Source organism: Streptomyces sp. NPDC052023 (assembly GCF_044548465.1).
In the GTDB taxonomy this organism is placed as follows: domain Bacteria; phylum Actinomycetota; class Actinomycetes; order Streptomycetales; family Streptomycetaceae; genus Streptomyces.
This window is the reverse complement of record NZ_JBIUBW010000006.1, coordinates 343505-366142: the sequence shown is the minus strand read 5'-3', so window position 1 is coordinate 366142 and position 22638 is coordinate 343505. Positions and strand designations below refer to the sequence as shown.

Annotated in this window: 22 protein-coding genes and 1 tRNA gene; 15 read left to right on the top strand and 8 right to left on the bottom strand. The window is 70.4% G+C overall.

Annotated elements, in window-relative coordinates; all coding sequences use genetic code 11:
• The 4 genes from ACIHCM_RS16580 to ACIHCM_RS16565 form a co-directional block, all read right to left on the bottom strand.
• Positions 1 to 185, bottom strand: a 185-nt coding sequence (locus ACIHCM_RS16580) for a hypothetical protein (protein WP_399895548.1), incomplete at its 3' end; no start/stop codon positions are given.
• 177 nt (positions 186 to 362) lie between these two features.
• The gene (locus ACIHCM_RS16575) at positions 363 to 1040 is read right to left on the bottom strand and encodes a LuxR C-terminal-related transcriptional regulator (protein WP_399895545.1); all 678 of its coding nucleotides are present in this window, start codon (positions 1038 to 1040) and stop codon (positions 363 to 365) included.
• A gap of 107 nt (positions 1041 to 1147) precedes the next feature.
• On the bottom strand, positions 1148 to 2506 hold the full coding sequence (locus ACIHCM_RS16570) for a sensor histidine kinase (protein WP_399895542.1): 1359 nt from the start codon (positions 2504 to 2506) through the stop codon (positions 1148 to 1150).
• Between the two features lie 308 nt (positions 2507 to 2814).
• Positions 2815 to 4005, bottom strand: a complete 1191-nt coding sequence (locus ACIHCM_RS16565) for a sensor histidine kinase (protein WP_399895538.1) — start codon at positions 4003 to 4005, stop codon at positions 2815 to 2817.
• Positions 4006 to 4236: 231 nt separating this feature from the next.
• On the opposite strand from ACIHCM_RS16565, the gene ACIHCM_RS16560 reads away from it, so the two are divergent.
• From ACIHCM_RS16560 to ACIHCM_RS16495, 14 genes are all read left to right on the top strand, one after another.
• On the top strand, positions 4237 to 4644 hold the full coding sequence (locus ACIHCM_RS16560) for an NADH-quinone oxidoreductase subunit A (RefSeq protein ID WP_399895535.1): 408 nt from the start codon (positions 4237 to 4239) through the stop codon (positions 4642 to 4644).
• Positions 4635 to 5291: an NADH-quinone oxidoreductase subunit B gene (locus ACIHCM_RS16555; RefSeq protein ID WP_399895532.1), complete on the top strand. Its 657-nt coding sequence runs from the start codon at positions 4635 to 4637 to the stop codon at positions 5289 to 5291. The genes ACIHCM_RS16560 and ACIHCM_RS16555 overlap by 10 nt, the downstream gene beginning before the upstream one ends.
• Positions 5288 to 6721 carry an NADH-quinone oxidoreductase subunit C gene (locus ACIHCM_RS16550; protein ID WP_399895529.1) on the top strand — a complete coding sequence of 478 codons (1434 nt, stop codon included), beginning with the start codon at positions 5288 to 5290 and terminating at the stop codon, positions 6719 to 6721. The genes ACIHCM_RS16555 and ACIHCM_RS16550 overlap by 4 nt, the downstream gene beginning before the upstream one ends.
• Complete coding sequence (locus ACIHCM_RS16545; RefSeq protein WP_399895526.1) at positions 6718 to 7686, top strand: NADH-quinone oxidoreductase subunit H; 969 nt, start codon at positions 6718 to 6720, stop codon at positions 7684 to 7686. The genes ACIHCM_RS16550 and ACIHCM_RS16545 overlap by 4 nt, the downstream gene beginning before the upstream one ends.
• Positions 7687 to 7688: 2 nt before the next feature.
• Positions 7689 to 8366 carry a 4Fe-4S binding protein gene (locus ACIHCM_RS16540; protein ID WP_399895523.1) on the top strand — a complete coding sequence of 226 codons (678 nt, stop codon included), beginning with the start codon at positions 7689 to 7691 and terminating at the stop codon, positions 8364 to 8366.
• Complete coding sequence (locus ACIHCM_RS16535) at positions 8363 to 8974, top strand: NADH-quinone oxidoreductase subunit J (protein ID WP_399895520.1); 612 nt, start codon at positions 8363 to 8365, stop codon at positions 8972 to 8974. The genes ACIHCM_RS16540 and ACIHCM_RS16535 overlap by 4 nt, the downstream gene beginning before the upstream one ends.
• Entirely contained in the window at positions 8974 to 9366 is a 393-nt protein-coding gene (gene nuoK, locus ACIHCM_RS16530; protein ID WP_399895517.1) for an NADH-quinone oxidoreductase subunit NuoK, read from the top strand. The genes ACIHCM_RS16535 and nuoK overlap by 1 nt, the downstream gene beginning before the upstream one ends.
• Positions 9363 to 11357, top strand: coding sequence for an NADH-quinone oxidoreductase subunit L (locus tag ACIHCM_RS16525; RefSeq protein WP_399895514.1), 1995 nt, complete (start codon positions 9363 to 9365; stop codon positions 11355 to 11357). The genes nuoK and ACIHCM_RS16525 overlap by 4 nt, the downstream gene beginning before the upstream one ends.
• Positions 11358 to 11363: 6 nt before the next feature.
• Positions 11364 to 12938, top strand: coding sequence for a NuoM family protein (locus ACIHCM_RS16520; RefSeq protein ID WP_399895511.1), 1575 nt, complete (start codon positions 11364 to 11366; stop codon positions 12936 to 12938).
• Entirely contained in the window at positions 12935 to 14458 is a 1524-nt protein-coding gene (locus tag ACIHCM_RS16515; RefSeq protein WP_399895508.1) for an NADH-quinone oxidoreductase subunit N, read from the top strand. Before ACIHCM_RS16520 ends, ACIHCM_RS16515 begins: the two co-directional genes overlap by 4 nt.
• A gap of 238 nt (positions 14459 to 14696) precedes the next feature.
• Positions 14697 to 15560, top strand: a complete 864-nt coding sequence (gene htpX / locus ACIHCM_RS16510) for a zinc metalloprotease HtpX (RefSeq protein ID WP_399895505.1) — start codon at positions 14697 to 14699, stop codon at positions 15558 to 15560.
• A complete protein-coding gene (locus tag ACIHCM_RS16505; RefSeq protein ID WP_399895502.1) occupies positions 15557 to 15952 on the top strand; it encodes a YccF domain-containing protein in 396 nt (131 codons plus the stop codon). Before htpX ends, ACIHCM_RS16505 begins: the two co-directional genes overlap by 4 nt.
• Positions 15953 to 16044: 92 nt before the next feature.
• Complete coding sequence (locus ACIHCM_RS16500; RefSeq protein ID WP_399895498.1) at positions 16045 to 16611, top strand: SMI1/KNR4 family protein; 567 nt, start codon at positions 16045 to 16047, stop codon at positions 16609 to 16611.
• A gap of 240 nt (positions 16612 to 16851) precedes the next feature.
• Positions 16852 to 17118 carry a GlsB/YeaQ/YmgE family stress response membrane protein gene (locus ACIHCM_RS16495; RefSeq protein ID WP_399895495.1) on the top strand — a complete coding sequence of 89 codons (267 nt, stop codon included), beginning with the start codon at positions 16852 to 16854 and terminating at the stop codon, positions 17116 to 17118.
• A gap of 1006 nt (positions 17119 to 18124) precedes the next feature.
• Here ACIHCM_RS16495 and ACIHCM_RS16490 read toward each other — a convergent pair.
• Positions 18125 to 18613, bottom strand: coding sequence for a YajQ family cyclic di-GMP-binding protein (locus tag ACIHCM_RS16490; RefSeq protein WP_393106292.1), 489 nt, complete (start codon positions 18611 to 18613; stop codon positions 18125 to 18127).
• A 225-nt stretch (positions 18614 to 18838) separates the two neighbouring features.
• On the opposite strand from ACIHCM_RS16490, the gene ACIHCM_RS16485 reads away from it, so the two are divergent.
• A tRNA-Tyr gene (locus tag ACIHCM_RS16485) sits at positions 18839 to 18920 on the top strand.
• Between the two features lie 164 nt (positions 18921 to 19084).
• Here the strand turns inward: ACIHCM_RS16485 and ACIHCM_RS16480 are convergent.
• The 3 genes from ACIHCM_RS16480 to ACIHCM_RS16470 all read right to left on the bottom strand — a co-directional run bounded on the left by ACIHCM_RS16480 (position 19085) and on the right by ACIHCM_RS16470 (position 22637).
• Positions 19085 to 20452, bottom strand: coding sequence for a tyrosine-type recombinase/integrase (locus ACIHCM_RS16480; protein ID WP_399895491.1), 1368 nt, complete (start codon positions 20450 to 20452; stop codon positions 19085 to 19087).
• 60 nt (positions 20453 to 20512) lie between these two features.
• On the bottom strand, positions 20513 to 20698 hold the full coding sequence (locus ACIHCM_RS16475) for a helix-turn-helix transcriptional regulator (protein ID WP_399895488.1): 186 nt from the start codon (positions 20696 to 20698) through the stop codon (positions 20513 to 20515).
• A gap of 460 nt (positions 20699 to 21158) precedes the next feature.
• Positions 21159 to 22637: an ATP-binding protein gene (locus ACIHCM_RS16470; RefSeq protein ID WP_399895583.1), complete on the bottom strand. Its 1479-nt coding sequence runs from the start codon at positions 22635 to 22637 to the stop codon at positions 21159 to 21161.
• Position 22638: the final 1 nt, after the last annotated feature.

The window sequence follows — 22638 nt, the reverse complement described above, 5'->3', positions numbered from 1 at the left end:
CCGAACGACGCGGTCTCCGAGGTGAAACGGTCACCGGTGAGCTGCATACCGTCACCCGAGTCCCCCGCGAACCTGATGATCACCCGGTCCAGACGGCGGACGTCCTTGACGCCGGCCGCTTTGCGCTGCTCTCCCACGACCGCTCCGTCGGCCTGCTCCGCTGGGCTACTGACCTGGCTCGTCACTGAAGTGGACCTCCTTCGAGGCGGCTGTCGGGGACCGACCCCACAGGGTCCTCCCAGGACCAACCCTACGACTGCACGGCTCGCCATCCCTCGGCCATTTGCATGATGACTCCCTGCCCGAGTAGCCCTCCGCCCCTCCCGTTCGGACGCACCGAACGGGAGGGGCGGAGGGCCGACTCAGGAATTCAGATAGGTCAGCACGGCGAGGACCCGGCGGTGATCTCCCTCGCTGGGGGACAGCCCCAGCTTGAGGAAGATGTTGCTGACGTGCTTCTCGACCGCCCCGTCACTGACCACCAGCTGCTTGGCGACGGCGGAGTTGGTCCGGCCCTCGGCCATCAGGCCCAGGACCTCCCGCTCCCTGGGCGTCAGCCCGGCGAGCACGTCCTGCTTACGGCTGCGGCCGAGCAACTGCGCCACGACCTCCGGATCGAGGGCCGTACCCCCCTCGGCCACCCGCACGACCGCGTCCACGAACTCCCGCACCTCGGCCACACGGTCCTTCAGCAGATACCCGACGCCGCGGCTGGAACCGGCCAGCAGTTCGGTGGCGTACCGCTCCTCCACGTACTGTGACAGCACCAGCACGCCGAGCCCCGGATGCGCCTTCCGTAGCTGCACCGCCGCCCTGACGCCCTCGTCCGTGTGCGTCGGCGGCATCCGCACGTCGGCGACCACGACGTCGGGCAGGCTGCCCTCGGCGTCCAGCTCGGTGATGGTCTTGATCAGCGCCGCCGCGTCACCCACCCCGGCGACGACGTCGTGGCCCCGATCGGTGAGGAGCCGGGTCAGGCCCTCCCTGAGCAGCACCGAATCCTCGGCGATGACCACCCGCACCCTGTCCTCCACGCTCATCGGCCCCCCGTTTGCTCGACTTCGCCCCAAAGACCCGTCAAGCATTCCAGGTTTTGGAAGAGGGTGGGGGTGGGTGCGGGGAGCCTGGTTGTCAGGTCTTCGGCGGCTCAGCCCCGCCAGGGCAGTTCCGCGGTGACCCGGGTAGGGCCGCCCGCCGGCGAGTCGACCACCAATATGCCGTCCACCGCGTCCAGCCGCTCGGCGAGCCCCGCCAGCCCGGAAGCGACGCCCGCCCCGGCCCCGCCCACGCCGTTGTCCGTGACCTGCAGCATCAGCCGGTCCTCCGACCGCCAGACGTCCACCGTCGCCGAGGTCGCCCGCGCGTGCTTGCTGATGTTCTGCAGCAGCTCGGAGACCGTGAAATACGCGATCCCCTCAATCGCCGGCGCCGGACGCGACTGCAGGTCCACGTCCACCTGCACCGGCACCGCGCACCGTGAGGCGACCGAGGACAGGGCGGCGTCCAGGCCACGATCGGTCAGGACCGCCGGGTGGATGCCGCGCGCGAGGTCCCGCAGCTCCTGCAACGCCGTCTTCACCTCGCCGTGCGCCTCGTCCACCATCCGCGCCGCCGCCCGCGGGTCCTCGGCCAGCTTCTCCTTCGCCAGGCCCAGATCCATCGCGAGCGCCACCAGACGGGCCTGCGCCCCGTCGTGCAGATCGCGCTCGATGCGCCGCAGGTCCGCGGCGGCGGTGTCGACCACGATCCCACGGTCCGACTCCAGCTCCACCACCCGCGTCGCCAACCGCGACGGCCCGAGCAGGCCGTGCACCAGCAGCCGGTCCACCAGGGTCAGTGCCCGCACGATCCACGGCGTGGCCAGTGTGAACAGCAGGCCCACCAGCGCCGTCACCGTGATCTCGAACGGGTTGTCGAGGTAGATCCGGTGCGTCTCGTCGCCGTACAACTGCAGCCCGTCCTGGCCGCCGTACAGGGGGAAGACCCAGTACCAGACCGGGTAGGTCAGCAGCGCCCAGCCGTACGCCCAGAAGTTCACCGCGACGACGAAGGAGAAGACGGCCCACGGGAAGTGCAGCACCGAATACAGCAGGTGACGCCAGGACGTCCCGCTCTTGAGGACCGCGCCGACCCATCCCATCAGGCTGCCCTTGCGCGGCCGCAGCGGCTCCGGGGCGGCCACGTCGAGCCCGAGCAGCCCGCGCGCCCGCGCCCGCTCCAGCGCGCCGAGCCCGCGGCAGCCGGCCAGCCCCGCCGCCAGCACCGGTATCCCGAGGAACGTCACCAGCAGACCCGCGCCGAGCGCGACCATCGTCACGGCGTACGTGAACATCAGCACGCTGATCGGCAGGCCGAGCAGCACATAGGCGAGCTCACGCCAGGTGCGGCCCTCGAACGGCGCCCGCAGCCCGGCCGGCAGCCTGGGCCGCCGTCCGGCGGTTCCCTGCGTGCCCCAGTCGGACGTCCCGTTGCGTTGTCCGTAGCCGTGCCCGTACTCCGTGGCCATGGGCTTGGTCCCCGTTCTTCTTGGTCTGCAGCGTCTGCGGGCGTCTGCAGCGTCTGCGGCAGCTGCGGCGTCTGCTGTGTTCGTGGCTGGTCTGGCTGGTCTGGCTGGTCTGGGCTCGCGGTGTCTGTGGTGGCCGCGGTGTGCGTGGTGGCCGTGGTGGCCGTGTTGTCCGTGGTGTGCGTGGTGTCCATGGACGTGCCGTCGTAGCTCTCAGCCTGCTGTGTGCGGGGACCGTGGACCATGGAGGCCGTCGGCATCTTGAACGGGGGGTTTTCCCTACCCCCAGCGCGCTGCGGACTCCCGGAACCTCAGGCCCGGCGGTCCCGCCACGGCAGTTCCGCGGTGACGACGGTGGGGCCGCCCGCCGGGGAGTCGACGACGAACAGGCCGTCGACGGCGCCGAGACGCTCCGACAGACCGCGCATTCCGGTGCCGCCGTCGAGGTCGGCACCGCCACGGCCGTCGTCGGCGACCTGTATGAGGAGCCGCTCCTCGGCCCGCCACACGTCGACGGACGCGGACTTCGCGGCGCTGTGCTTGCTGACGTTCTGCAGCAGCTCCGAGACGGTGAAGTAGGCGATGCCCTCGATGGCCTCGGCCGGCCTGGCCTCCAGGTCGACCGTCACCTTCACCGGCACCGTGCAGCGCGAGGCGACCGAGGAGAGGGCGGCGTCCAGGCCGCGGTCGGTCAGAACCGCCGGATGGATGCCGCGGGCCAGGTCCCGCAGTTCCTGAAGGGCCAGCTTCACCTCGCCGTGCGCCTCCTCGACCATGGCCGCCGCGTAGACGGGGTCCTCGAGGAGCTTCTCCTTGGCCAGGCCGAGGCCCATCGCCAGGTTGACCAGGCGGGCCTGCGCCCCGTCGTGCAGGTCACGCTCGATACGCCGCAGATCCGCGGCGGCCGTGTCGACCACGACCCCCCGGTCGGACTCCAGCTCCGCGATCCGCCGCTCCAGCTCGTCGGAGGGCGACAGCAGTCCGCGCACCATCGCCCGGTCCGCGTTGGCCAGCCCGCGCGCGATGAACGGCAGCACCGGCCACAGCACGAACAGCGAGGTCAGCGTGACCGTGAAGGTGAGGATGCCCCACGGCAGCCGAATGAAGTCGTACAGGGCGGTCCGCCAGCCCACCGGATCCTTCAGCGCCATCCACAGCCGTGGGAGGAATCCGCCCGCGGCACGCACCGGCATACGGCTCGGCTCCTCCACGCGGACCCCGAGCAGCTTCCTCGCCCTCGCCCGCTCCAGCCGGCCGAGCTGCCGGGCGCCCAGCAGACCCGCGGCGAGCAGCGGGAAGCCGATCACCGTGACGGTCAGGAAGACACCCGTGGACAGCACGGTGACGACGTAGACGAAGCCCACCAGGGCCATCGGCAGATTCGCCAGGAGATGCGCGATCTCCTTCCAGGTGTGGCTGTCGTAGGCAAGGCGGGGCGGCGGCGGGCGGTCCGTGTCCAGGTCGGCCGCCGCCGCGCTCGCGGGCGGGAATTGTTCGGTCACATGGGCTAGCGTGCCCGGCGGCACGCGCCCGCGCCATGAGGTGCGCCGCCACGTTCCGCGGGGGAAAACCCCACCCCTGCCCCGCCGGGCGTGATGGGCTGCTTACCGCCTCTTTAACAGGCCCTAGACTCACGTTGCGTACAGATCGTCGAACGGCGGCATGACGTCGCCAGGCCGGAAGGCCGCCCGAACAGTCGTCAGGGTCGAGGCCAGGGGAGCGAGGGGACGGACGTGCGGGAACCGACCGTCGAACCGACCGCAGTCATCGCGGCGGACTACTTCCAGTCCTACTCGGTCGTCGGACTGCTCGCCGCCGTCGGCGTGCTGTTCGTGGCCATCGCCTTCGGCGCGGGCCGGCTGCTGCGCCCCGTCGCGCCCACCCCCGAGAAGCTTCTGACCTACGAATGCGGCGTGGACCCCGTCGGGGAGGGCTGGGCCCACACCCAGGTCCGCTACTACGTCTACGCGTTCCTCTACGTCATCTTCGCGATCGACTCGATCTTCCTGTTCCCCTGGGCCACGGTCTTCGCCGAACCCGAGTACGGAGCGACGACGCTCGTCGAGATGTTCATCTTCCTCGGCTTCCTTGCCGTGGGCCTGCTCTACGCATACAAGAAGGGTGTCCTGGCATGGACGTGACGCCAGAAACGACTCCTTCGGTGCCGCCGGTGGACGCGGGACAGGCCGGGCCCGTCGCTGAGCCCGTCCTGCTCCCGGAGCCGAAGCGCCTCGGCGCCCTCGCGCGCCTCGCCCCCGAGCCCATGAAGGTCGTCCTGAACTGGGGCCGCCGCTACTCGCTCTGGGTCTTCAACTTCGGCCTCGCCTGCTGCGCCATCGAATTCATCGCCGCGTCGATGGCCCGCCACGACTTCATCCGCCTCGGCGTGATCCCCTTCGCGCCGGGCCCCCGCCAGGCCGACCTGATGGTCGTGTCCGGCACGGTCACCGACAAGATGGCGCCCGCCATCAAGCGTCTCTACGAACAGATGCCCGAGCCGAAGTACGTCATCTCGTTCGGCGCCTGCTCCAACTGCGGCGGGCCCTACTGGGACTCGTACTCCGTCACCAAGGGCGTCGACCAGATCATCCCCGTCGACGTCTACGTCCCCGGCTGCCCGCCCCGCCCCGAGGCGCTGCTCCAAGGCATCCTCAAGCTGCAGGAGAAGATCGCCCGCGAGTCGCTGGGGGAGCGTTACGGTGCCACCCGTCCGTCGGCGGCGGCCTTGCAGAGTGGCCTGGTCTCACCGCCGGCCACCGGCGGCACCGGCACGGGGGAGGCCCGATGAACGGCGCCGTCGGCTGGCTCCCCGCCCCCGCCGAGGACCTCTTCGGTACGGAGGCCACGGCGGAGGAGTCCTACGGGCTGCTGACCGTGGACGTACCGCCCGCGTCCTGGACGGCCGCTCTGCGCACCGCCCGCGACGAGCTCGGCTGCACCTATTTCGACTGGCTGAGCGCGGTCGACGAACCGGGCACGGGCTTTCGCGTGTCCGCCCACCTGGTCGCCCTTGCCCCCGTACGCCGCCTGTTGATGCGCACCACCGTCCCGTACGACGCTCCGGTCCTGGCCTCCGCGGTCGACGTGTACGCGGGCGCGGCCTGGCACGAGCGTGAGACGCACGAGATGTTCGGCGTCGGCTTCGAGGGCCATCCCGCGCTGGACCACCTCCTCCTGCCCGACACCTTCGAAGGCCACCCTCTGCGTAAGGACTTCGTGCTCGCCGCCCGGGTCGCCAAGGCATGGCCCGGCGCGAAGGAGCCCGGCGAGTCCGAGCACGGCGGTCCCCGGCGCCGCCAGATGCTCCCGCCGGGCGTGCCCGATCCCAACGAATGGGGCCCCCTCAAGGGCCAACTCCCCGCGGCCCCCGCCCGCCCGGCCCGCGGCACCGCCCGCGCCGCGGGCGCCGCGGCCGACCGCCCCGCACGCCGGACCCGCACCACGGCGGAGGGCTCCGCCGGCCAGTCGGCCGCCGCCGGCACGTCGACTGAAACTCCGCTACCGCCCACCGCCGGCCCCCGCCGCGCCCGGAGCGCGAGCGCGGGGTCGGCTTCGCAACGCGCGGCGGACTCCGCCGACACTCCCACCGCCCCGGCAAGCCCTCGTCGGGCCCGCAGCGCGAGCCAGGGCTCGGCTTCCCAGCGCGCGGAGCGCCGCGAGGAGGGCGCTGAGGCTGCGCCGCAAGGTACGGAGGATCCCGCGCAGGAGACGCAGCCCGCGAAGGCGCCGGAAGCAGCGGAACGACCGGAGGCTGGGGCCGGTACGGGAGCCGCGGAACGACCGGAGGCTGGGACCGGTACGGAAGCCGCGGAACGACCGGAGGCTGGGACCGGTACGGGAGCTGGAGCTTCTGGAGGTACGGAGGCTCCTGCCGGCCCGCGACCCCGGCGCGCCCGCAGCGCATCCCAGGGCTCGGCCTCGCAGCGCGCCGCCGGTGAACCGGGGACGGAGAAGCCCACCAGCCCGGTCACCCCGCGCAGCTCCGACGCCCCTTGGCACCACGCCCGCCCTGCCTTCGACGAGCCGGCCCCTGAGGACGCCGACGCCTCGGCCCCCGAGGACGCCGACGCTCCGGGACGCGCGGAGCCTGCGCCCGGTCCGAAGGCAGAGCCTGAACACGCCCCCGGCCCCCAGGAGTCCGCTCCGAAGGACTCCGCACCCGACGACCCCCTACCCCCCACCCCCACCCCCGAGGGCCCCCCAGGAGGCCGAGAATGAACGACGTGCTCGACGTCGCTCTGCGACTCCTGGTCGTCTTCGTCGTCTTCCTCACCTTCCCCTTGATCATCGGCCAGACCGAGCACAAGGTGATGGCCCACATGCAGGGCCGCCTCGGCCCCATGTACGCCGGCGGCTTCCACGGCTGGGCCCAGCTCGTCGCGGACGGCGTGAAGTTCGCGCAGAAGGAGGACGTGGTACCGGCGGGCGCGGACCGCCGTATCTTCCAGCTCGCCCCTGCCGTAGCCCTCCTCCCGTATCTGCTGGTCCTGCTCGCCATCCCCATCGGCCCCGGCGAGGGCGCGGTGGGGGTACTGATCGACGCGGGCATCTTCTTCGTGCTCGCCGTCATGGGCGTCGGTGTCCTGGGCTCGCTCATGGCGGGCTGGGCCAGCGCCAACAAGTTCTCCCTCCTCGGCGGCCTGCGCACCGCCGCCCAGCTGCTCGCCTACGAACTCCCGATGCTCCTCACCGCCGCCTCCGTGGCCATGGCGGCGGGCACGGTCTCCCTCACCGGCATCCTCGACGCCTTCCAGTGGTGGTGGCTGCCCTGGCAGATCGTCGGCGCGATCGTCTTCTTCGTCGCGGGACTCGCCGAGCTCCAGCGCCCCCCGTTCGACATGCCGGTCGCCGACTCGGAGATCATCTTCGGTGCGTACACCGAGTACACGGGTCTGCGCTTCGCCTTGTTCCTCCTCGCCGAGTACGCCGGAATCGTCGTCCTGTGCGGCCTGACCACCGTCCTCTTCCTCGGCGGGTGGCACGGCCCCTGGGGCGCCGACGGCCTCGGCTGGGTCTGGACGCTGCTGAAGACAGCCGCCCTCGCGTTCCTCGTGATCTGGCTGCGCGTCACCTACCCGCGGCTGCGCGAGGATCAGCTCCAGAAGCTTTCCTGGACCCTCCTCGTCCCCCTTTCCCTCGCCCAGATCGCCCTCACCGGCATCGTCAAGGTGGTGAACCAGTAGCCATGGCAGAGTCCCTCCCGCCCACCCGGTCCCGCTTTCCCGGCAGCGGCCTCGCCAAGGGCCTGGCCGTCACCCTTCGCACGATGACGAAGAAGACCGTCACCGAGCAGTACCCGGACGTCCAGCCCGACCTCCCGCCGCGTACCCGCGGCGTGATCGGCCTGTTCGAGGAGAACTGCACGGTCTGCATGCTGTGCGCCCGGGAGTGCCCGGACTGGTGCATCTACATCGACTCCCACAAGGAGACAGTGCCCCCGGCAGCCCCGGGCGGCCGTGAGCGCAGCCGTAACGTCCTCGACCGTTTCGCCATCGACTTCTCCCTGTGCATGTACTGCGGTATCTGCATCGAGGTCTGCCCCTTCGACGCCCTGTTCTGGTCCCCGGAGTTCGAGTACGCCGAGACCGACATCCGTGACCTCACCCACGAGCGCGACAAGCTCCGCGAGTGGATGTGGACGGTGCCCGCCCCGCCGGCCCTCGACCCCGGCGCGGAGGAACCGAAGGAGATCGCCGCCGCCCGCAAGACCGCCGAGAAGCTGGCCGCCACAGCTCAGGCCGAACCCACCCCGGAGCCCATCGAGCCAACCGAGCCGGCCGGGCAGCCCCGCCCGCGGGGCACGCGACCCGCCGGTCCGGAGGGCACCGAGCCGACCGACGACCCCCAAGGGGGAGCCTCGTGACCCTCGCCGCGACCCAGCACGGATTCCTGTCCCCGACCGGCGTCGAGATCGCTTTCCTGATCGTCGGTGTGGTGACCTTCGGCTCCGCGATCGTCACGGTCACCACCCGGCAGCTGGTGCACGCCGCCCTGTGGCTGGTGGTCACCCTCGGGGGCCTCGCCGTCGAGTACCTCCTGCTCACAGCCGAGTTCATCGCCTGGGTGCAGGTGCTGATCTACGTCGGTTCCGTCGTGGTCCTCCTCCTGTTCGGTCTGATGCTCACCAGGGCCCCCATCGGCCGCTCCCCGGACGCCGACTCCGGCAACCGCTGGGCCGCCCTCACCGTGGCCGTCGGCGCGGCCGCCGCCCTGATCTGGGTCGTCGTCGACGCCTTCCGCACGACCTGGATCGACCTGGACGGCGCCCCCGCCGGCTCCACCAAGGCCACCGGCGCGGCCCTCTTCCAGAACTGGGTCCTCCCCTTCGAGGCCCTCTCCGTGCTCCTCCTCGCCGCGCTGGTCGGCGCGATCGTCCTGTCCCGCAAGGCGAAGGCCGACGCGGCGGTGGCCGGCGCCGCGAACGACCCGTCGGCCCCCGGCGCCCGGAGCGGCAAGGGCGGTGCCCGCTGATGCATCTCGCCTACCCCGCCGTACTCTCCGCCCTCCTCTTCTGCACCGGCCTGTACGGCGTCCTGGCCCGCCGCAACGCGATCCTGGTCCTGATGTCGGTCGAGCTGATGCTCAACGCCGTCAACCTCAATCTGGTCGCCTTCGACGTCTGGCTCAGCAGAACCGCCCAGGAGACCCTGCACTCCGGCCAGGCCCTGACCCTGTTCACCATCGCCATCGCGGCAGCCGAGATCGGTATCGGCCTCGCGATCGTCCTCGCCGTCCACCGCAACCGCGGCACCTCGGACATCGACAAGCTCCGCGACACCGCCGAGGGCCGCGAGACCGATGGACCCCACGGCGAGGCCGGCGCGGCCGAGCCGGACGCCGAGAAGGCTGAGGCCACCGCGTGACGACGACCACCCTCGCTTACCTCGTTCCTCTCCTTCCGTTCCTGGGCGCGGCCGCCGGGCTGTTCCTGGGGCGCACGGCTCCCGGATTCGTCCGCCCCGTCGCCGTCCTGCCGACGCTCGCCTCGCTCGTCCTCGCCGTGCTGGTCGCGGTGCGCCAGAGCGGCGACGAGGCCATCACCTCCGCCACCGAGCTCACGCCGACCGGCTCGATCCCCATCGAACTCGCCCTGTACATCGACGGCTTCGCCGCCCTCGTCGCCGTCCTGGTGGTGTTCGTCGCGCTCTGCGTGCAGATCTACTCGACCGGCTATCTGCAGGACGACCCGCGCTATCCCTCGTACGCCGCGCTCGTCTCCCTGTTCACCTCCGCGATGCTGCTCGTCGTCTACTCGGGCGACCTGATGGTGCTGCTGGTCGGCTGGGAGGTCATGGGCATCTGCTCCTACTTCCTGGTCGGGCACTACTGGGAGACGCCGGAGGCCCGCGCCGCCTCGATCAAGGCATTCCTCGTCACCAAGCTCGGTGACGTCCCCTTCCTGATCGGCCTGTTCGCGCTCGCCGTCGACGCCGGGTCCTTCCGCATCACACGCGTGCTCGGCGCGGTCGCCAGCGGGGGGCTCGACCACCCCACGGTGATCGCCCTGCTGCTCCTCGCCGGCGTGGCGGGCAAGTCGGCGCAGTTCCCCCTGCACACCTGGCTTCCCGACGCGATGGCGGGCCCCACGCCGGTCTCCGCGCTGATCCACGCCGCGACGATGGTCGCCGCCGGTGTCTACTTCGTCGCCCGTCTCCTTCCCGTCTTCCAGGCCTCCGCGGCCGCGATGGTCGTCCTCGCCGTCATGGCCGCCGTCACCATGGCCGGTTCGGGCATCGCCGCGCTCGCGCAGGACGACATCAAGCGTGTCCTCGCCTACTCGACGATCGGCCAGCTCGGCTACATGACCGGCGCGCTGGCCGTCGGTGACCGCGGCGCCGCCGTCTTCCACCTCCTGTCCCACGGCGCCTTCAAGGCGTTGCTGTTCCTCGCGGCGGGCGTGATCATCCACGCCGCCGGCACCAACTCGCTGGCCGCCATGGCCCGCATGGGCGGCCTGCGCGACCGCGTCCCGGACGCCTACTGGACGATGACCGTCGCGCTCCTCGCGCTCGCCGCGATCCCGCCTTTCAGCGGCTTCTTCTCCAAGGAGTCCGTCCTCGGCGCCGCCGAGCACGTCACCACCGGGCACACCGAGCACGTGCCCGGCGCCGCCGGCTGGATCGTGCTGGTCGCCGGCCTGGTCACGGCCCTCCTCACCGCCGCCTACGCGATGCGCCTGTGGCTGCTCGCCTTCCGCGGCCACGGCCCCGAGGTGCCGGACCACGGCAGGCAGCCGCTGACGATGACCGTGGTGCTGTGGGTGCTCGCCGCCCCGTCCCTGGCCCTGGGCGGACTGGCGTACCAGTCGCTGCCCGGCTGGTTCGACGGCGGTGAACTGACCCCGACCCTCACCACGTCCGTGCTGGGCACCGGCCTGGCCCTGACCGGCGGCCTGCTCACCTACGCCGCTTGGCGGCACACCGCCGCACGCGCCGCCCGTGTCCCGCTCGGTGCGGTCGCCGCCCACCCGGAGGGCGACGCCGGGCAGGTCGAGGCCGAGGCCATCGCCACCCACGAACCCGCCTATGGCGACGTGGCGCACGCATCCGACCCGGCGGACCCCGGACGCCTGCTGCTGGGCCCGCTGCACCGGCACGCGGCCGTCGGCTTCCACCTGGACGCCGTGTACTCGGCGCTGTTCGTCCGCCCGGTCCAGGGCGGCGCCAGTCTGGTGCGGTTCCTCGACCGCGAGGTCGTCGACACCTACGTACGCGGGGCGGGAGCCCTGCCCCGCTGGCTGGGGGCAGCCGTCCGGCGCGCTCAGACCGGCAATGTGCAGACCTATGTGAGCGCGCTGCTCGCCGGCACCGTCGTCCTGGTGGTCGCCGCCGTCCTCGTCGCCACGGGAGCGTGAGCAGGCGTGATCGATATCAGCGAGTCCGTGATGCAGTTCCTTCTGGCGTTCGCCGTCGTCGGCCCGCTCCTCGGTGCCGTCGCGGCTCTGCTGCCCGCCCCGCCCGGGCTGAAGGGGAAGTCCCCTGAGCAGGCGGTGCTGCGGCACGGCGTGACCGTGACCGGCGTGGTTCTCATCGCCGCGATCGTCCTGGCGCTCGGCTTCGACCACGACCAGCCCTCGAAGATGCAGGCCAGCACGGACATCAGCTGGATCCCGGCACTGGACGTGCGGATCCACCTCGGCGTCGACGGCATTTCCCTCCCCCTTGTCGTCCTGACCGCGCTGCTGACCTTCCTCTGCGCGCTCTACTCGTACTTCAAGATGCCTTCGGGTCCGGCCCCGAAGGCCTTCGTCGCACTGCTGCTCGTCCTGGAGTCCGGCACCCTCGCCACCTTCGCCGTCCTCGACCTGCTGCTGTTCTTCCTCGCGTTCGAGATGGTCCTCATCCCGATGTACTTCCTCATCGCCCGCTGGGGCGGCGAGGGGCGGGCCCAGGCCGCCTGGAAGTTCATCCTCTACACGCTGCTCGGTTCCGTGGTCATGCTGCTCGGCCTGCTCCTGATCGGAATCACGGCGGGCACATTCGACATGGTGGCACTCGCCACTGACAACGGCCGGTCGTTGAGTACATCCGTGCAGGTCATCGCCGTTCTGGCGGTCGGGCTCGGACTCGCGGTCAAGACGCCGATGTGGCCGCTGCACAGCTGGCTGCCCGACGCCCACACCGCGGCGCCGACCGTCGGCTCGGTCCTGCTGGCCGGCGTGATGCTGAAGATGGGTACGTACGGGTTCGTCCGCATCCTGCTGCCGGTGGCACCGGACGGGTTCCGCACCTTCGCCCCGTACCTCGCCGCCTTCGCCGTCGTCGGGATCATCTACGGATCCCTGGCCTGTCTCGCGCTCGCCAAGCAGGGGGCGAAGGGCGACCTCAAGCGCCTCATCGCCTACTCCTCCGTCGGCCACATGGGCTTCGTGCTGCTCGGCATCGCCACGATGACTCCGACCGGTGTGAACGGCGCGCTGTTCGCCAACATCGCCCACGGCCTCATCACCGGCCTGCTGTTCTTCCTGGTCGGCGCGCTGAAGGACCGCACCGGCACCACCGACCTCGACGCCCTGGCCGACACGACCGGCGCGGCGCTGTACGGCAAGGCCCCGCGCTTCGGCGGCCTGCTCGCCTTCGCCGCCGTCGCCTCCCTCGGACTGCCGGGCCTCGCCGGGTTCTGGGGCGAGATGCTGGCGTTGTTCGGCGCCTTCCAGCCCGCCGCGGGCCTCAGCCGCCCGGCCTTCCTCACCTTCATGGCGATCGGCGCGTTCGGCACCCTGCTCACCGCCGCGTACCTGCTCGTCGTGGTCCGCCGGGTCTGCATGGGCGTCGTCCCGCAGGAAGCACCCAGGCTCGACGACATACACACGTACGAGTACGCGGCGTGGACCCCGCTGGTCGCCCTCACCGTCGTTGCCGGGCTCTGGCCGAAGGCCCTCCTCGGCCTGACCGACCCGGCCGTGCAGCAGCTCCTCGCAGGAGGCACCCGATGAGCTCCCTGGCCCAGCCGCCGGCCGAGTCCGTGGTCCAGTCCGTCGACTGGACGGCCATCGCGCCGCCCACCGTCGCGGCCGTGGTCGCCCTCGCCGTCCTGGTCGCCGACCTGTTCGTCGGGGATGCCAGGAAGGCGCTCCTCGGGTGGGTTTCCGTGGCCGGTCTCGCCGTGTCCACGCTGATGCTGCTGCCGATCCTGGACGGTGACCGGTCCACCTTCTGCCTCACCGGCGACGCTGATGTGTGCAGCTACACGGCGGACCGGTTCACGCTCGTCATCCAGTTCCTGGTGCTCGGCGGAGCGCTCCTGGCGGCCCTGCTGTCCGTCACGGCCCTCAAGGACGCGCGCAGAGGACTTCCCGAAGGGGAGTTCTGGTTCCTCCTGCTCTCCTCCGCGGCTGGCGCCGCCCTGCTACCGGCCTCCCGCGACCTCGCGACGCTGATCGTCGCCCTGGAGGTCGCCTCTCTGCCGGCGTTCGCCCTGGTCGGCCTCCGGCACGGCGACCGGAAGTCCTCCGAGGCAGCCCTGAAGTTCTTCCTGTCGTCGGTCACCGCGACCGCCGTCAGCCTCATGGGCATCAGCTTCGTGTACGCCGCGACCGGCACGCTCTACCTGACCCAGATCGCCGAACGCATCCAGGGGGTCGACGGGCAGCTGCACACCCTCGCCCAGACCGGTGTCGCGCTCACCCTCATCGGCTTCGCCTTCAAGACGGCCGCGGTGCCCTTCCACTTCTGGGTGCCCGACACCTATGTGGGTGCCCCGCTGCCGGTAGCGGCCTACCTGTCGGTGGTCGGCAAGGCCGTCGGCTTCTCCGGGCTGATCCTCGTCACGGTCGTCGCCTTCCCGTCGTACGCCGACGTCTGGGGCCCGGCACTGGTGGCCCTGGCCGCCCTCACCATGACCGTCGGCAACGTCGGCGCGCTCCGGCAGCAGAGCACGCGCGCGTACAGCGCGGTCCGCCTGCTCGCCTGGTCGTCCGTCGGCCAGGCCGGCTACCTCCTGGTACCGATCGCCGCCGCCGCGTACTCCGGCAACCCCGAGCACTCGATCGGCTCCACGCTCGCCTACGCGCTGATGTACGCCGCCGTGAACCTGGGCGCCTTCGCGGTCGCCGCACTGGTGGGCCGTACGAGGCACCTCAACCGCGTGAGCGACTACCGCGGCCTGTACGCCACGAACCCCGTGACGGCGCTGCTGCTGGCCTTCTTCCTGCTCTGCCTGGCCGGACTGCCGCCTGGCATCATCGGTCTGTTCGCCAAGGTCACCGTCTTCTCCGCGGCTGTCGACGCGGGCCTCGGATGGCTTGCCGTAGTGATGGCCGTCAACGTGGTGATCGCCCTGTACTACTACCTCCAGTGGACGGCCCTGCTGTTCCGCGCCCCGGAGGGAGAGCCTGCCGAGCACCTCGTCCCGGCACCCCTCACTGCCGCCATCGGGCTGACCGCCGTCCTCGGTATCGGCCTGTCCGGGGCACCGCAGCTGATCCTGCGTTTCGCCGACACGGGGCTCTTCTAGGGGCGGCTCGGGGTCCTTCACGGGGCACACCAGGGGGCTCTTTCCGGCGACCACCCGGACGGCCGGGCGCCCTCACCCGTACGGCCGACGTGCGCCGCCGCGCGTACAAGGGAACTGCTTGCCCTCGCCTCGCGTTGTCCAAATCGGGAGGGTCCACTGGACGTGTCACCACGGCACCAGCGGGACCGAAGATCAACTGGCAAAGGGTTCCCCTGCTGCACAACTTGGAGGGCGTACCGTGCACCGCCGGCACAACGGGCTCAGGACCGCAGTACTCCTCGGGGGACTGTCCGCGCTCATCATTCTCATCGGCAGCTTCTTCGGCCGGGCCGGTCTCGTCGTCGCCGTTCTGATCGCCCTGGGCACGAACGCCTACGCCTACTGGAACAGCGACAAGCTGGCCCTGCGCGCGATGCGGGCCCGCCCGGTGAGCGAGTTCGAGGCCCCCGCGCTGTACCGCATGGTCCGCGACCTCTCCACACAGGCCCGCCAGCCCATGCCCCGCCTGTACATCTCCCCGACGGAGGCGCCGAACGCCTTCGCGACCGGCCGCAACCCGCGCAACGCTGCCGTGTGCTGCACCGAAGGCATCCTGCGCATCCTGGACGAGCGTGAGCTGCGCGGCGTCATCGGACACGAGCTGAGCCATGTCTACAACCGCGACATCCTCATCTCGTCGGTCGCCGGTGCCCTTGCCTCCGTGATCATGTTCCTGGTCAACTTCGCCTGGCTGATCCCGATCGGCCGTTCCGACGACGACGACGGCCCCGGCATCCTCGGCATGCTGCTGATCATGCTGCTCGGCCCCCTCGCGGCCACCCTCATCCAGCTGGCCATCAGCCGCTCCCGCGAGTACGAGGCAGACGCCTCCGGCGCCCAGCTCACCGGCGACCCGCTCGCCCTCGCCAGCGCCCTGCGCAAGCTGGAGGCCGGCACCAAGCAGCTTCCGCTGCCCCCCGAGCCGCGGATCGAGACCGCTAGCCACATGATGATCGCCAACCCCTTCCGCCCGGGGCAGGGGCTGTCCAAGATGTTCTCCACGCACCCGCCCATGGCCGAGCGCATCGCTCGCCTCGAACAGATGGCAGGTCGTCGCCCATGAAGACCGTCCTCAACGTCATATGGCTCGTGCTGAGCGGGTTCTGGCTGTTCCTGGGCTATCTGCTGGCAGGCGTGCTGTTGTGCATCACCATCATCGGCATCCCGTTCGGCATCGCCGCGTTCCGCATCGGCCTCTACGCCCTGTGGCCCTTCGGGTACACGACGGTCGAGCGTCGCGACGCCGGAGCACCCTCCTGCGTCGGCAACGTCCTGTGGCTGATCCTCGCGGGCTGGTGGCTGGCCCTGGCTCACATCGTCACCGGTCTCGCGCTCTGCGTCACGATCATCGGCATCCCGCTCGGCATCGCCAACTTCAAACTCATCCCGGTGTCGCTGCTGCCCTTCGGCCGCGACATCGTCTCCACGGATCAACCGTTCGTCGCGGGTTGGTGACGCCGACGCGGGAGGTTCCGCCCCGTCGTCCACAGCCGCAGAGTTATCCACAGGCCCGCCCGACTGTCGGTGCCGGCTTGCATCATGAATCCATGACCGAGATCGAGCAGTTGCTGGCACGGGTGGCGGACAAGGCCCGTAACACCCGCCCGTGGGGCCGGACTTCGCTTCCGGTGCCCGTGGAGCCCGCGGCGGTGGCCCGCGCCGAGTCCACACTCGGATTCCCGCTGCCGCCGCTGCTCGCGCAGCTCTACATGCGCATAGGAGACGGCGGTTTCGGCCCGGAGTACGGCCTGCTGCCCCTGCTCGACAGCCCACCCGCCGACGAGCCCGCCGTCGTCGTCCAGTACCTCGCCAACCGCGAGAGCGGCCGCAAGGACCCCGAGTGGCCCTGGCCCGAAGGTGTGCTGCCGATATCGCACTGGGGCTGTGCGATGTACGCCTGCGTGGACTGCCTCGACCCGCAGGCCCCCGTCCTGCTCTTCGAGCCGAACGCCGACGACGCCGGCCACGCCTGGTTCGTGGACGCTCCCAGCCTCACCGCCTGGTTGCACGCCTGGGTCGAGGGCGCGGGCTGGTACGAGGAGAGCAACGAGGGGTTGGATCTGGCGCCCTGGTCAGACTTCCGCATACGCACGACCCCGACGCCGGCCCCATAACGAACCCGGTCGGCCCGCACGCCGCCGGTGTGGCTCGCGCCGTATCCGGCCGCCCGGCGCAACCGCGCAGCACTGCCGGGCCGTCCTCCGCAGGGAAGAGCATGCCGCGGCAGCAAGGCGAGACGCGGCAAGGCCAGACGCGAACAGCACGACCACGGCCGCACCCGTCCGAGGGCAGATCGCCGAGATCACAGTTCCCGGTGGACCGTGCGGACCTGGCGGGAAAGGCAGGCTCACGGCATGAGCATCATCGCTTGGATCATCTTGGGGCTGCTGGCCGGAGCCATAGCCAAGATCCTTCTGCCGGGCCGCGACCCGGGCGGGTTCATCGGCACGACTGTGATCGGTATCGCGGGCGCGTTCATCGGCGGCTGGATATCGGCCCGCTGGCTGGACCATCCGATCACCAAGGACTTCTACGACGGCGCCACCTGGGCGGCGGCGATAGGCGGCTCGCTGGTCCTGCTGATCGCGTACCGCCTCTTGTTCGGCCACTCACGCGACTGAGCGGGCGTAGGGGGGCGGGCTGCGTGGCGCGCCAGCGTTGCCCGGCGGGAGAGAGGTGCCGACGCACGGGGCGAAAGCCAGCCCTGCGGGGAGGGAGGCCGTCGCGCCACAGACGGGGGGTCACTCGGCGCGGGCGGCGAGGCTGCGGATGCGGGGTGGACAGGCGCGCGGGTGTCGGGAGGGCCGACTGCAAGAGCTGAGTGGGGCGAGGTGGGTAGCTGGCGTGAGGAGTGAAGGTGACGCGCCTGAGGGCGAGAATGTGCGGGTGCCGGGGGAGGAAGCCGACCTGCGGTGCGTCGATGGGGCGTTCGGCACGAGGAGTGACGGCGCCGGGCCCGCGGGCGAGAGGCATACGTGATCCGGGGGAGGAAGCCGACCTGTGCTGCGTCGATGGGGCAGCCGGCACGGATGACCGACAGCGCCGCGCCCGCGGGGCGAGAAGCGTGCGCGAGTTGGGAAACGTGAAGGCCCACTTGCGATGGGGCCAGGGGTGCTGTCGGCGCGAGTAGTGAAGCCCACGTACCGCGAGGCAAGAAGCGAGGGAGTGTCGGCAAGTGGAGGTCGTGGCGCCGCGGGGTGAGGTGCCTCTTCGCGGGGGCAGTGAGGTGGTCGCGCCGCGGGGTGAGGTGCCTCTTCGCGGGGGCAGTGAGGTGGTCGCGCCGCGGGGTGAGGTGCCACTCGCGACCGCAGCGAGGCCTTCCCGCCCCAGGGCGAGAGCGAGCCCGTGCCGGAAAGGAGGGGGCCGACGGACGCTGGGCGAGGTGGCACCCGACGCGGGAGGTAGGCCGACGCGCCGCGGGCCGAGAGATCACCCGCGCGAGGATTGACGACGTCGCGCCACAGGGCGAGAAGCGGGTCTCCCGCGACGCGAGAAGCGACGCGCGGTGGCGAAACTGCGTCCGCGGGGAGGCAAGAGTGCGCCCGCGAGGAGGCGAGAAGGGCGGGCCACCTTGCATGGCGCCGGCGCCCGCCCCTCCTCGATGCCTCGGCAGCACGCGGCGTCGTACTACCGGTAGTTCACGAACTGCAGTGCGAAGTCGAAGTCCTTGCCCTTCAGAAGGGCGATCACGGCCTGCAGGTCGTCCCGGCTCTTGGAGGTGACGCGCAGCTCGTCACCCTGAACCTGGGCCTTGATGCCCTTCGGACCCTCGTCGCGGATGATCTTCGCCACCTTCTTCGCGTTCTCCTGGGAGATGCCCTCCTCGATCGACGCGAAGATCTTGTATTCCTTGCCGGAGAGCTGGGGCTCACCCGCGTCCAGGGCCTTCAGCGAGATTCCGCGCTTGACCAGCTTGGACTGGAAGACGTCGAGGACGGCCTTCACGCGGTCCTCGGAGTTCGCCTCCATCAGGATCTTGTCGCCGGACCACGAGATCGAGGCACCCACGCCCTTGAAGTCGTAGCGCTGCGAGATCTCCTTGGCGGCCTGGTTGAGGGCGTTGTCGACCTCCTGCCGCTCGACCTTCGAGACGATGTCGAAACTGGAGTCGGCCATGTGGTGTGGCTCCTTGTATCAGAGGGCGGTTCGGTGCGTCGCGGCGTACGCGCGGCGGCGGCGGGGCCCGGCTCGGACCCGGGGCCGCATCCGGTCAAGACTAGCCACCCCGTGTCGTCCGAGCGTGCGATCAATCGGGTGGCGAAGCACCCCTCCGTATCGGGTATTGTTTACGTCGTTGCCAGCGAGCGCCGCCGAAAGGCGGTTCGATCGGCAGCAAACCCCGGCGGTGTGCCCGAGCGGCCAAAGGGAGCAGACTGTAAATCTGCCGGCTCAGCCTTCCCAGGTTCGAATCCTGGCGCCGCCACAAGACCGAAAGGGTCTGCGACCAGCAGCAATGCTGATCGCAGGCCCTTTCGGCGTTCACGGACCCGGCCTGATCGTTATGGGTGCTTTTTCCCAGTGTGTCTCACCCCGATTCGGGTGCTGACCAGTCCGTGTGGGGCAGGTGTGGGGCAGCTTCTGCCCCTCCTAGCCGCCATTCTTCAGCGCCCGCTCGATCCGGGCGTTCGCCGTGGCGGCGCCGCCGTCCAGGCACTTCGCGTAGACCCGGAACAGCACGGCCACGCTGTGGCCGGCGCGCGCTGCCACCTCCTGCGGCTCCACACCGGAACTGAGCCAAGTGGACACGGCGGCGTGGCGAAGATCATATGGTCGCTTCGCCAGGAGCGACGCGCATTGAGCGCGCGTGAGAGCCCGCGCACGAGCTTCCGCCCATACCTCGCCGTACCCGGTGTCCTGGATGAGCCCGCCACGTTGCGTCCGAAACAGCCGCCCGTCGGAGGCCACTCCGTACGCCGTGACGTGCCACCGCAGCAGGTTCACGAGATCGGGCGGGATCGGAACGGTGCGGACTGCTTTTCGGGGCCGGTGCTTGAGCCCTCGCCGATCGTGTGCCTCACCGCTGTCGGTCCAGGCCGATCCCGAGCGCGGGCGAGTCTCCCGGAGGCGCAGAGTGCCCCACCCCCGGCGTGGCAGGTCGCAGTCCTGGAGGCGCAGGCCGATGACTTCCGCCGGCCGTGCCGCGGCGTAGTACATGCAGCCGAAGAACGCGACCAGGCGCCGCCCACGGGGGCTTTGCGTGCGCACGGCATCGAGCAAGGCGAGAGCCTGTCGGGGGTCCGGCACCGAGGCGGGGTCCAGTTCCTCCGCTACCTGCTCCGGAGACTTCCACTGCACCTGTAGGAGGGGGTTGTCCGTCAGGCGGCCAGCCTCAACGGCGTAGCCGAGAGCGTTGTGAAAGATGGCCCGCTTCCGGCGGATGGTCGACGCCGCCGCCGTGGTGCCGTCCAGCTTCTTGGTCAAGGCGTCCAAAGCGGCGCGTACCTGCATACGGTCGGCCAGCGCGGACGTGGGCAGGGACTTCCGCTCGAACCACGCCAGCACGGCGGCCACGTCGTCCGGCGGTTGCTGGTCACGGCGGCTCACGTTGAACGCCCAGCTATAGAGGGCCGTCCGTACCGTCTGAGCATCAGCCATGCCCTTGGCGTCCCTGACGAGTGCGGGCGTAACGGTGGCCATTGCTTCCGCGAGCGTCCGGCGTGTGGAGCCGGGGGAGAGCTGCCACTTCATCTCGATGTACTCGCGGGCGTGCTGGTACCAACCCACGTCGTTGCGCTGACGCAACTCGGAGAGCGGCACACCGGTGGACTCGTCAAACGGCTCGCCGGCGTGAGCTGCCCGCAGCAGCTCAGCGCGTCGGCCCTCTGCCAGTGTCTTGGTGCGGAACGTCTGCGAGTGAGGCGTCTCGCCCGTCTTCCAGCGCAACTCCGCGGAGCTCTGTCCACGATCCTTCCGTTGGCGGACGGACCAGATTCGAACGTCGTACGTCTTCCCCATCAAGGGCCTTCCTACGAAAGGGGCCCCGCCATGGCGGGGCCCCGTCGGTGCGGTCAGGGATCAGGCTGCGATTTCGTGCGTGGCCCACCAGGCATCCAGGTCGCTGCGACGACACCGGATATGCCCGTTCGGGAGCTTGATGAGCTTGGGGGCCTTGCCGCGGGCGCGCATGCGGTAGAACGCGGCGCGGCTCATCTCGATCTCTTCGAGGACTTCGGAGAGCTTGAGCATCTTGGGGCGTGCCAAGGCAGAGACTCCTTCAGAGAGTTCAGCGGCAGGGGGAAGGGAAGCGGGTCTGCGTGTGTCCGAGGTACGGATTTCTGCGTCACCCGCGTCATCTGCGTCATTCGTGCATCTGACCTGCGGTTTCGGGGTGACGCAGGACCCTGGGGGTGTGTCACCGGTGACGTAGACCTTCGTCATCGGGTGACGTGGGTGACGCACGATGACGCAGAGATCGGCCGTCTGCGTCACCGCTGTTTCAGCAGGTCATCGATCGTTTGCGGGGTGTGGGTGACGCAGGTGACGCAGGGTCTCTCTACTTCGGACAAGAGAGGGGTGGTGTCTGTTGTGGTGCGCGGCTCAGAGAGTGAAGAGCGGGCCGCTTCGCGGCGCGACCATCGCAGGGCGGCGCCGCCGCCGAACAGCAAGAGGAGCACGCGGCCCGGGTGCTCCTCTTGCTTGTGCGGGCAGGGGCGCGGTCCGGCTAAAAGGCCGCCTCCTGCTCGGCCGAGGTAGGGGCGGTGTCAGGTCGCGCGATTTCGATGTAGCGGGACGTTTTGGTGCGTCCCCAGTCGATGAGGACGCCTCGGGCGGCGAGGGTGGGTTGAAGGCGCTTGAGGCGGTCTGAGAGCACCTTGCCGGTGGTCGGCCACCCTTTGGGCAGGGGACGGCACTCCTCGCCAGCGTAGAGGCCGGTGAGGCAGTGCAGCCATTCGGCGGACGTCATCCGCTGCTCGGTGCCCGGGTCGATGCCGGTGGCGTGCTTGAGCACGGTCTGCGCCAGCAGGTCGCCTTCAATGACGTCGTCGTTGAGGTCGTCCAGGCTGGCCCGGTAGGCGGCGAGCGCCCCGAGACCGGTGGCCGCGTCGAGCTGCGCGCACAGGTGGGCGAAGTCGGCCATGCGCAGGTCGGTTGGGATGTCCGCCTGCGCCGCGCGCACCTGCACGGTGAGGTCCAGGAGGGAGCCGAGGATGACGGGCAGCACCTCTGCGAAGTCCGACCACAACTCGGCTTCGGTGCGCCGGACGCGGGGGCGTTCCAGCCGCAGGGGCAGGAGCCGTTCGGCGAGGTCGGGGCGGATGACGCCGACGTCGATGCCGGTCAGGAGCAGGGGGCGGCGGTAGCCGATGCGGAAGACGTCCCCGTCGGTGAACAGGGCGCGCTTGACGTTCTCGGCGCCGGTGACGATGCAGCACATTGCGTCGGACAGCTCGGGGGTCATGTGGGAGAGGTTGTCCAGGGCGGTGACCCAACCGGCCGCGACCGCCGTGATCAGGTTCTCTTCATCCTTCGGGGCGCGGCGCAGGTCTCCGGTCATGCCCTCGATGATCCGCACGAGCATTCGGCCGCCGGTGGACTTGCCCGCGCCCTGCGGTCCGGTGAGGAACGGGGCTGGGACGGGCACGGTCGGGCCCAGGCAGCCGATGAGCCAGGCGATGGCCAGGCACTCGGTTTCCGCGGTGGCGAAGTTGCACAGCCGCATCAGCAGATCGATGCCCTTGCCGTTGCTGTCCTTGGCCGGCAGGGGCAGTTCCCCGGTGAGCTGGGTGCGGCGCCAGCACACCTCACGCGGGTCCGGGGTGCGGATGTCCCAGCCGGTGGGGTGGATACGCACGGACTGCCCGTCGCTGCGCCCCAAGTCCAACCACGTCGCCCCGTCGAATCCGGGGGCGACGCGGATGTGCACGGGCTGCACGTCCTCAGTCAGCGCGAGTGCCTCGATCAAGTCGAGCGCTTCCTTCATGGCGGTGCCGTTGAACACGCCGATGCCGTCCTTGAACAGTCCGACCATGAGTTCCTGCCGGTGGCTTCCCGTCGTGCCCTGGGAGCGGATCGGGCGGGCCACGGGGTGGCCGTTGCGCTGCGCGTACACGGTGCCGTCGGCGGTGCGGAAGTACCGGAAGTGGGATTGCGCGTAGTCGGTGATGACCTCGCGTGCGGGGTTCTTGTCGTCGTCGGACACG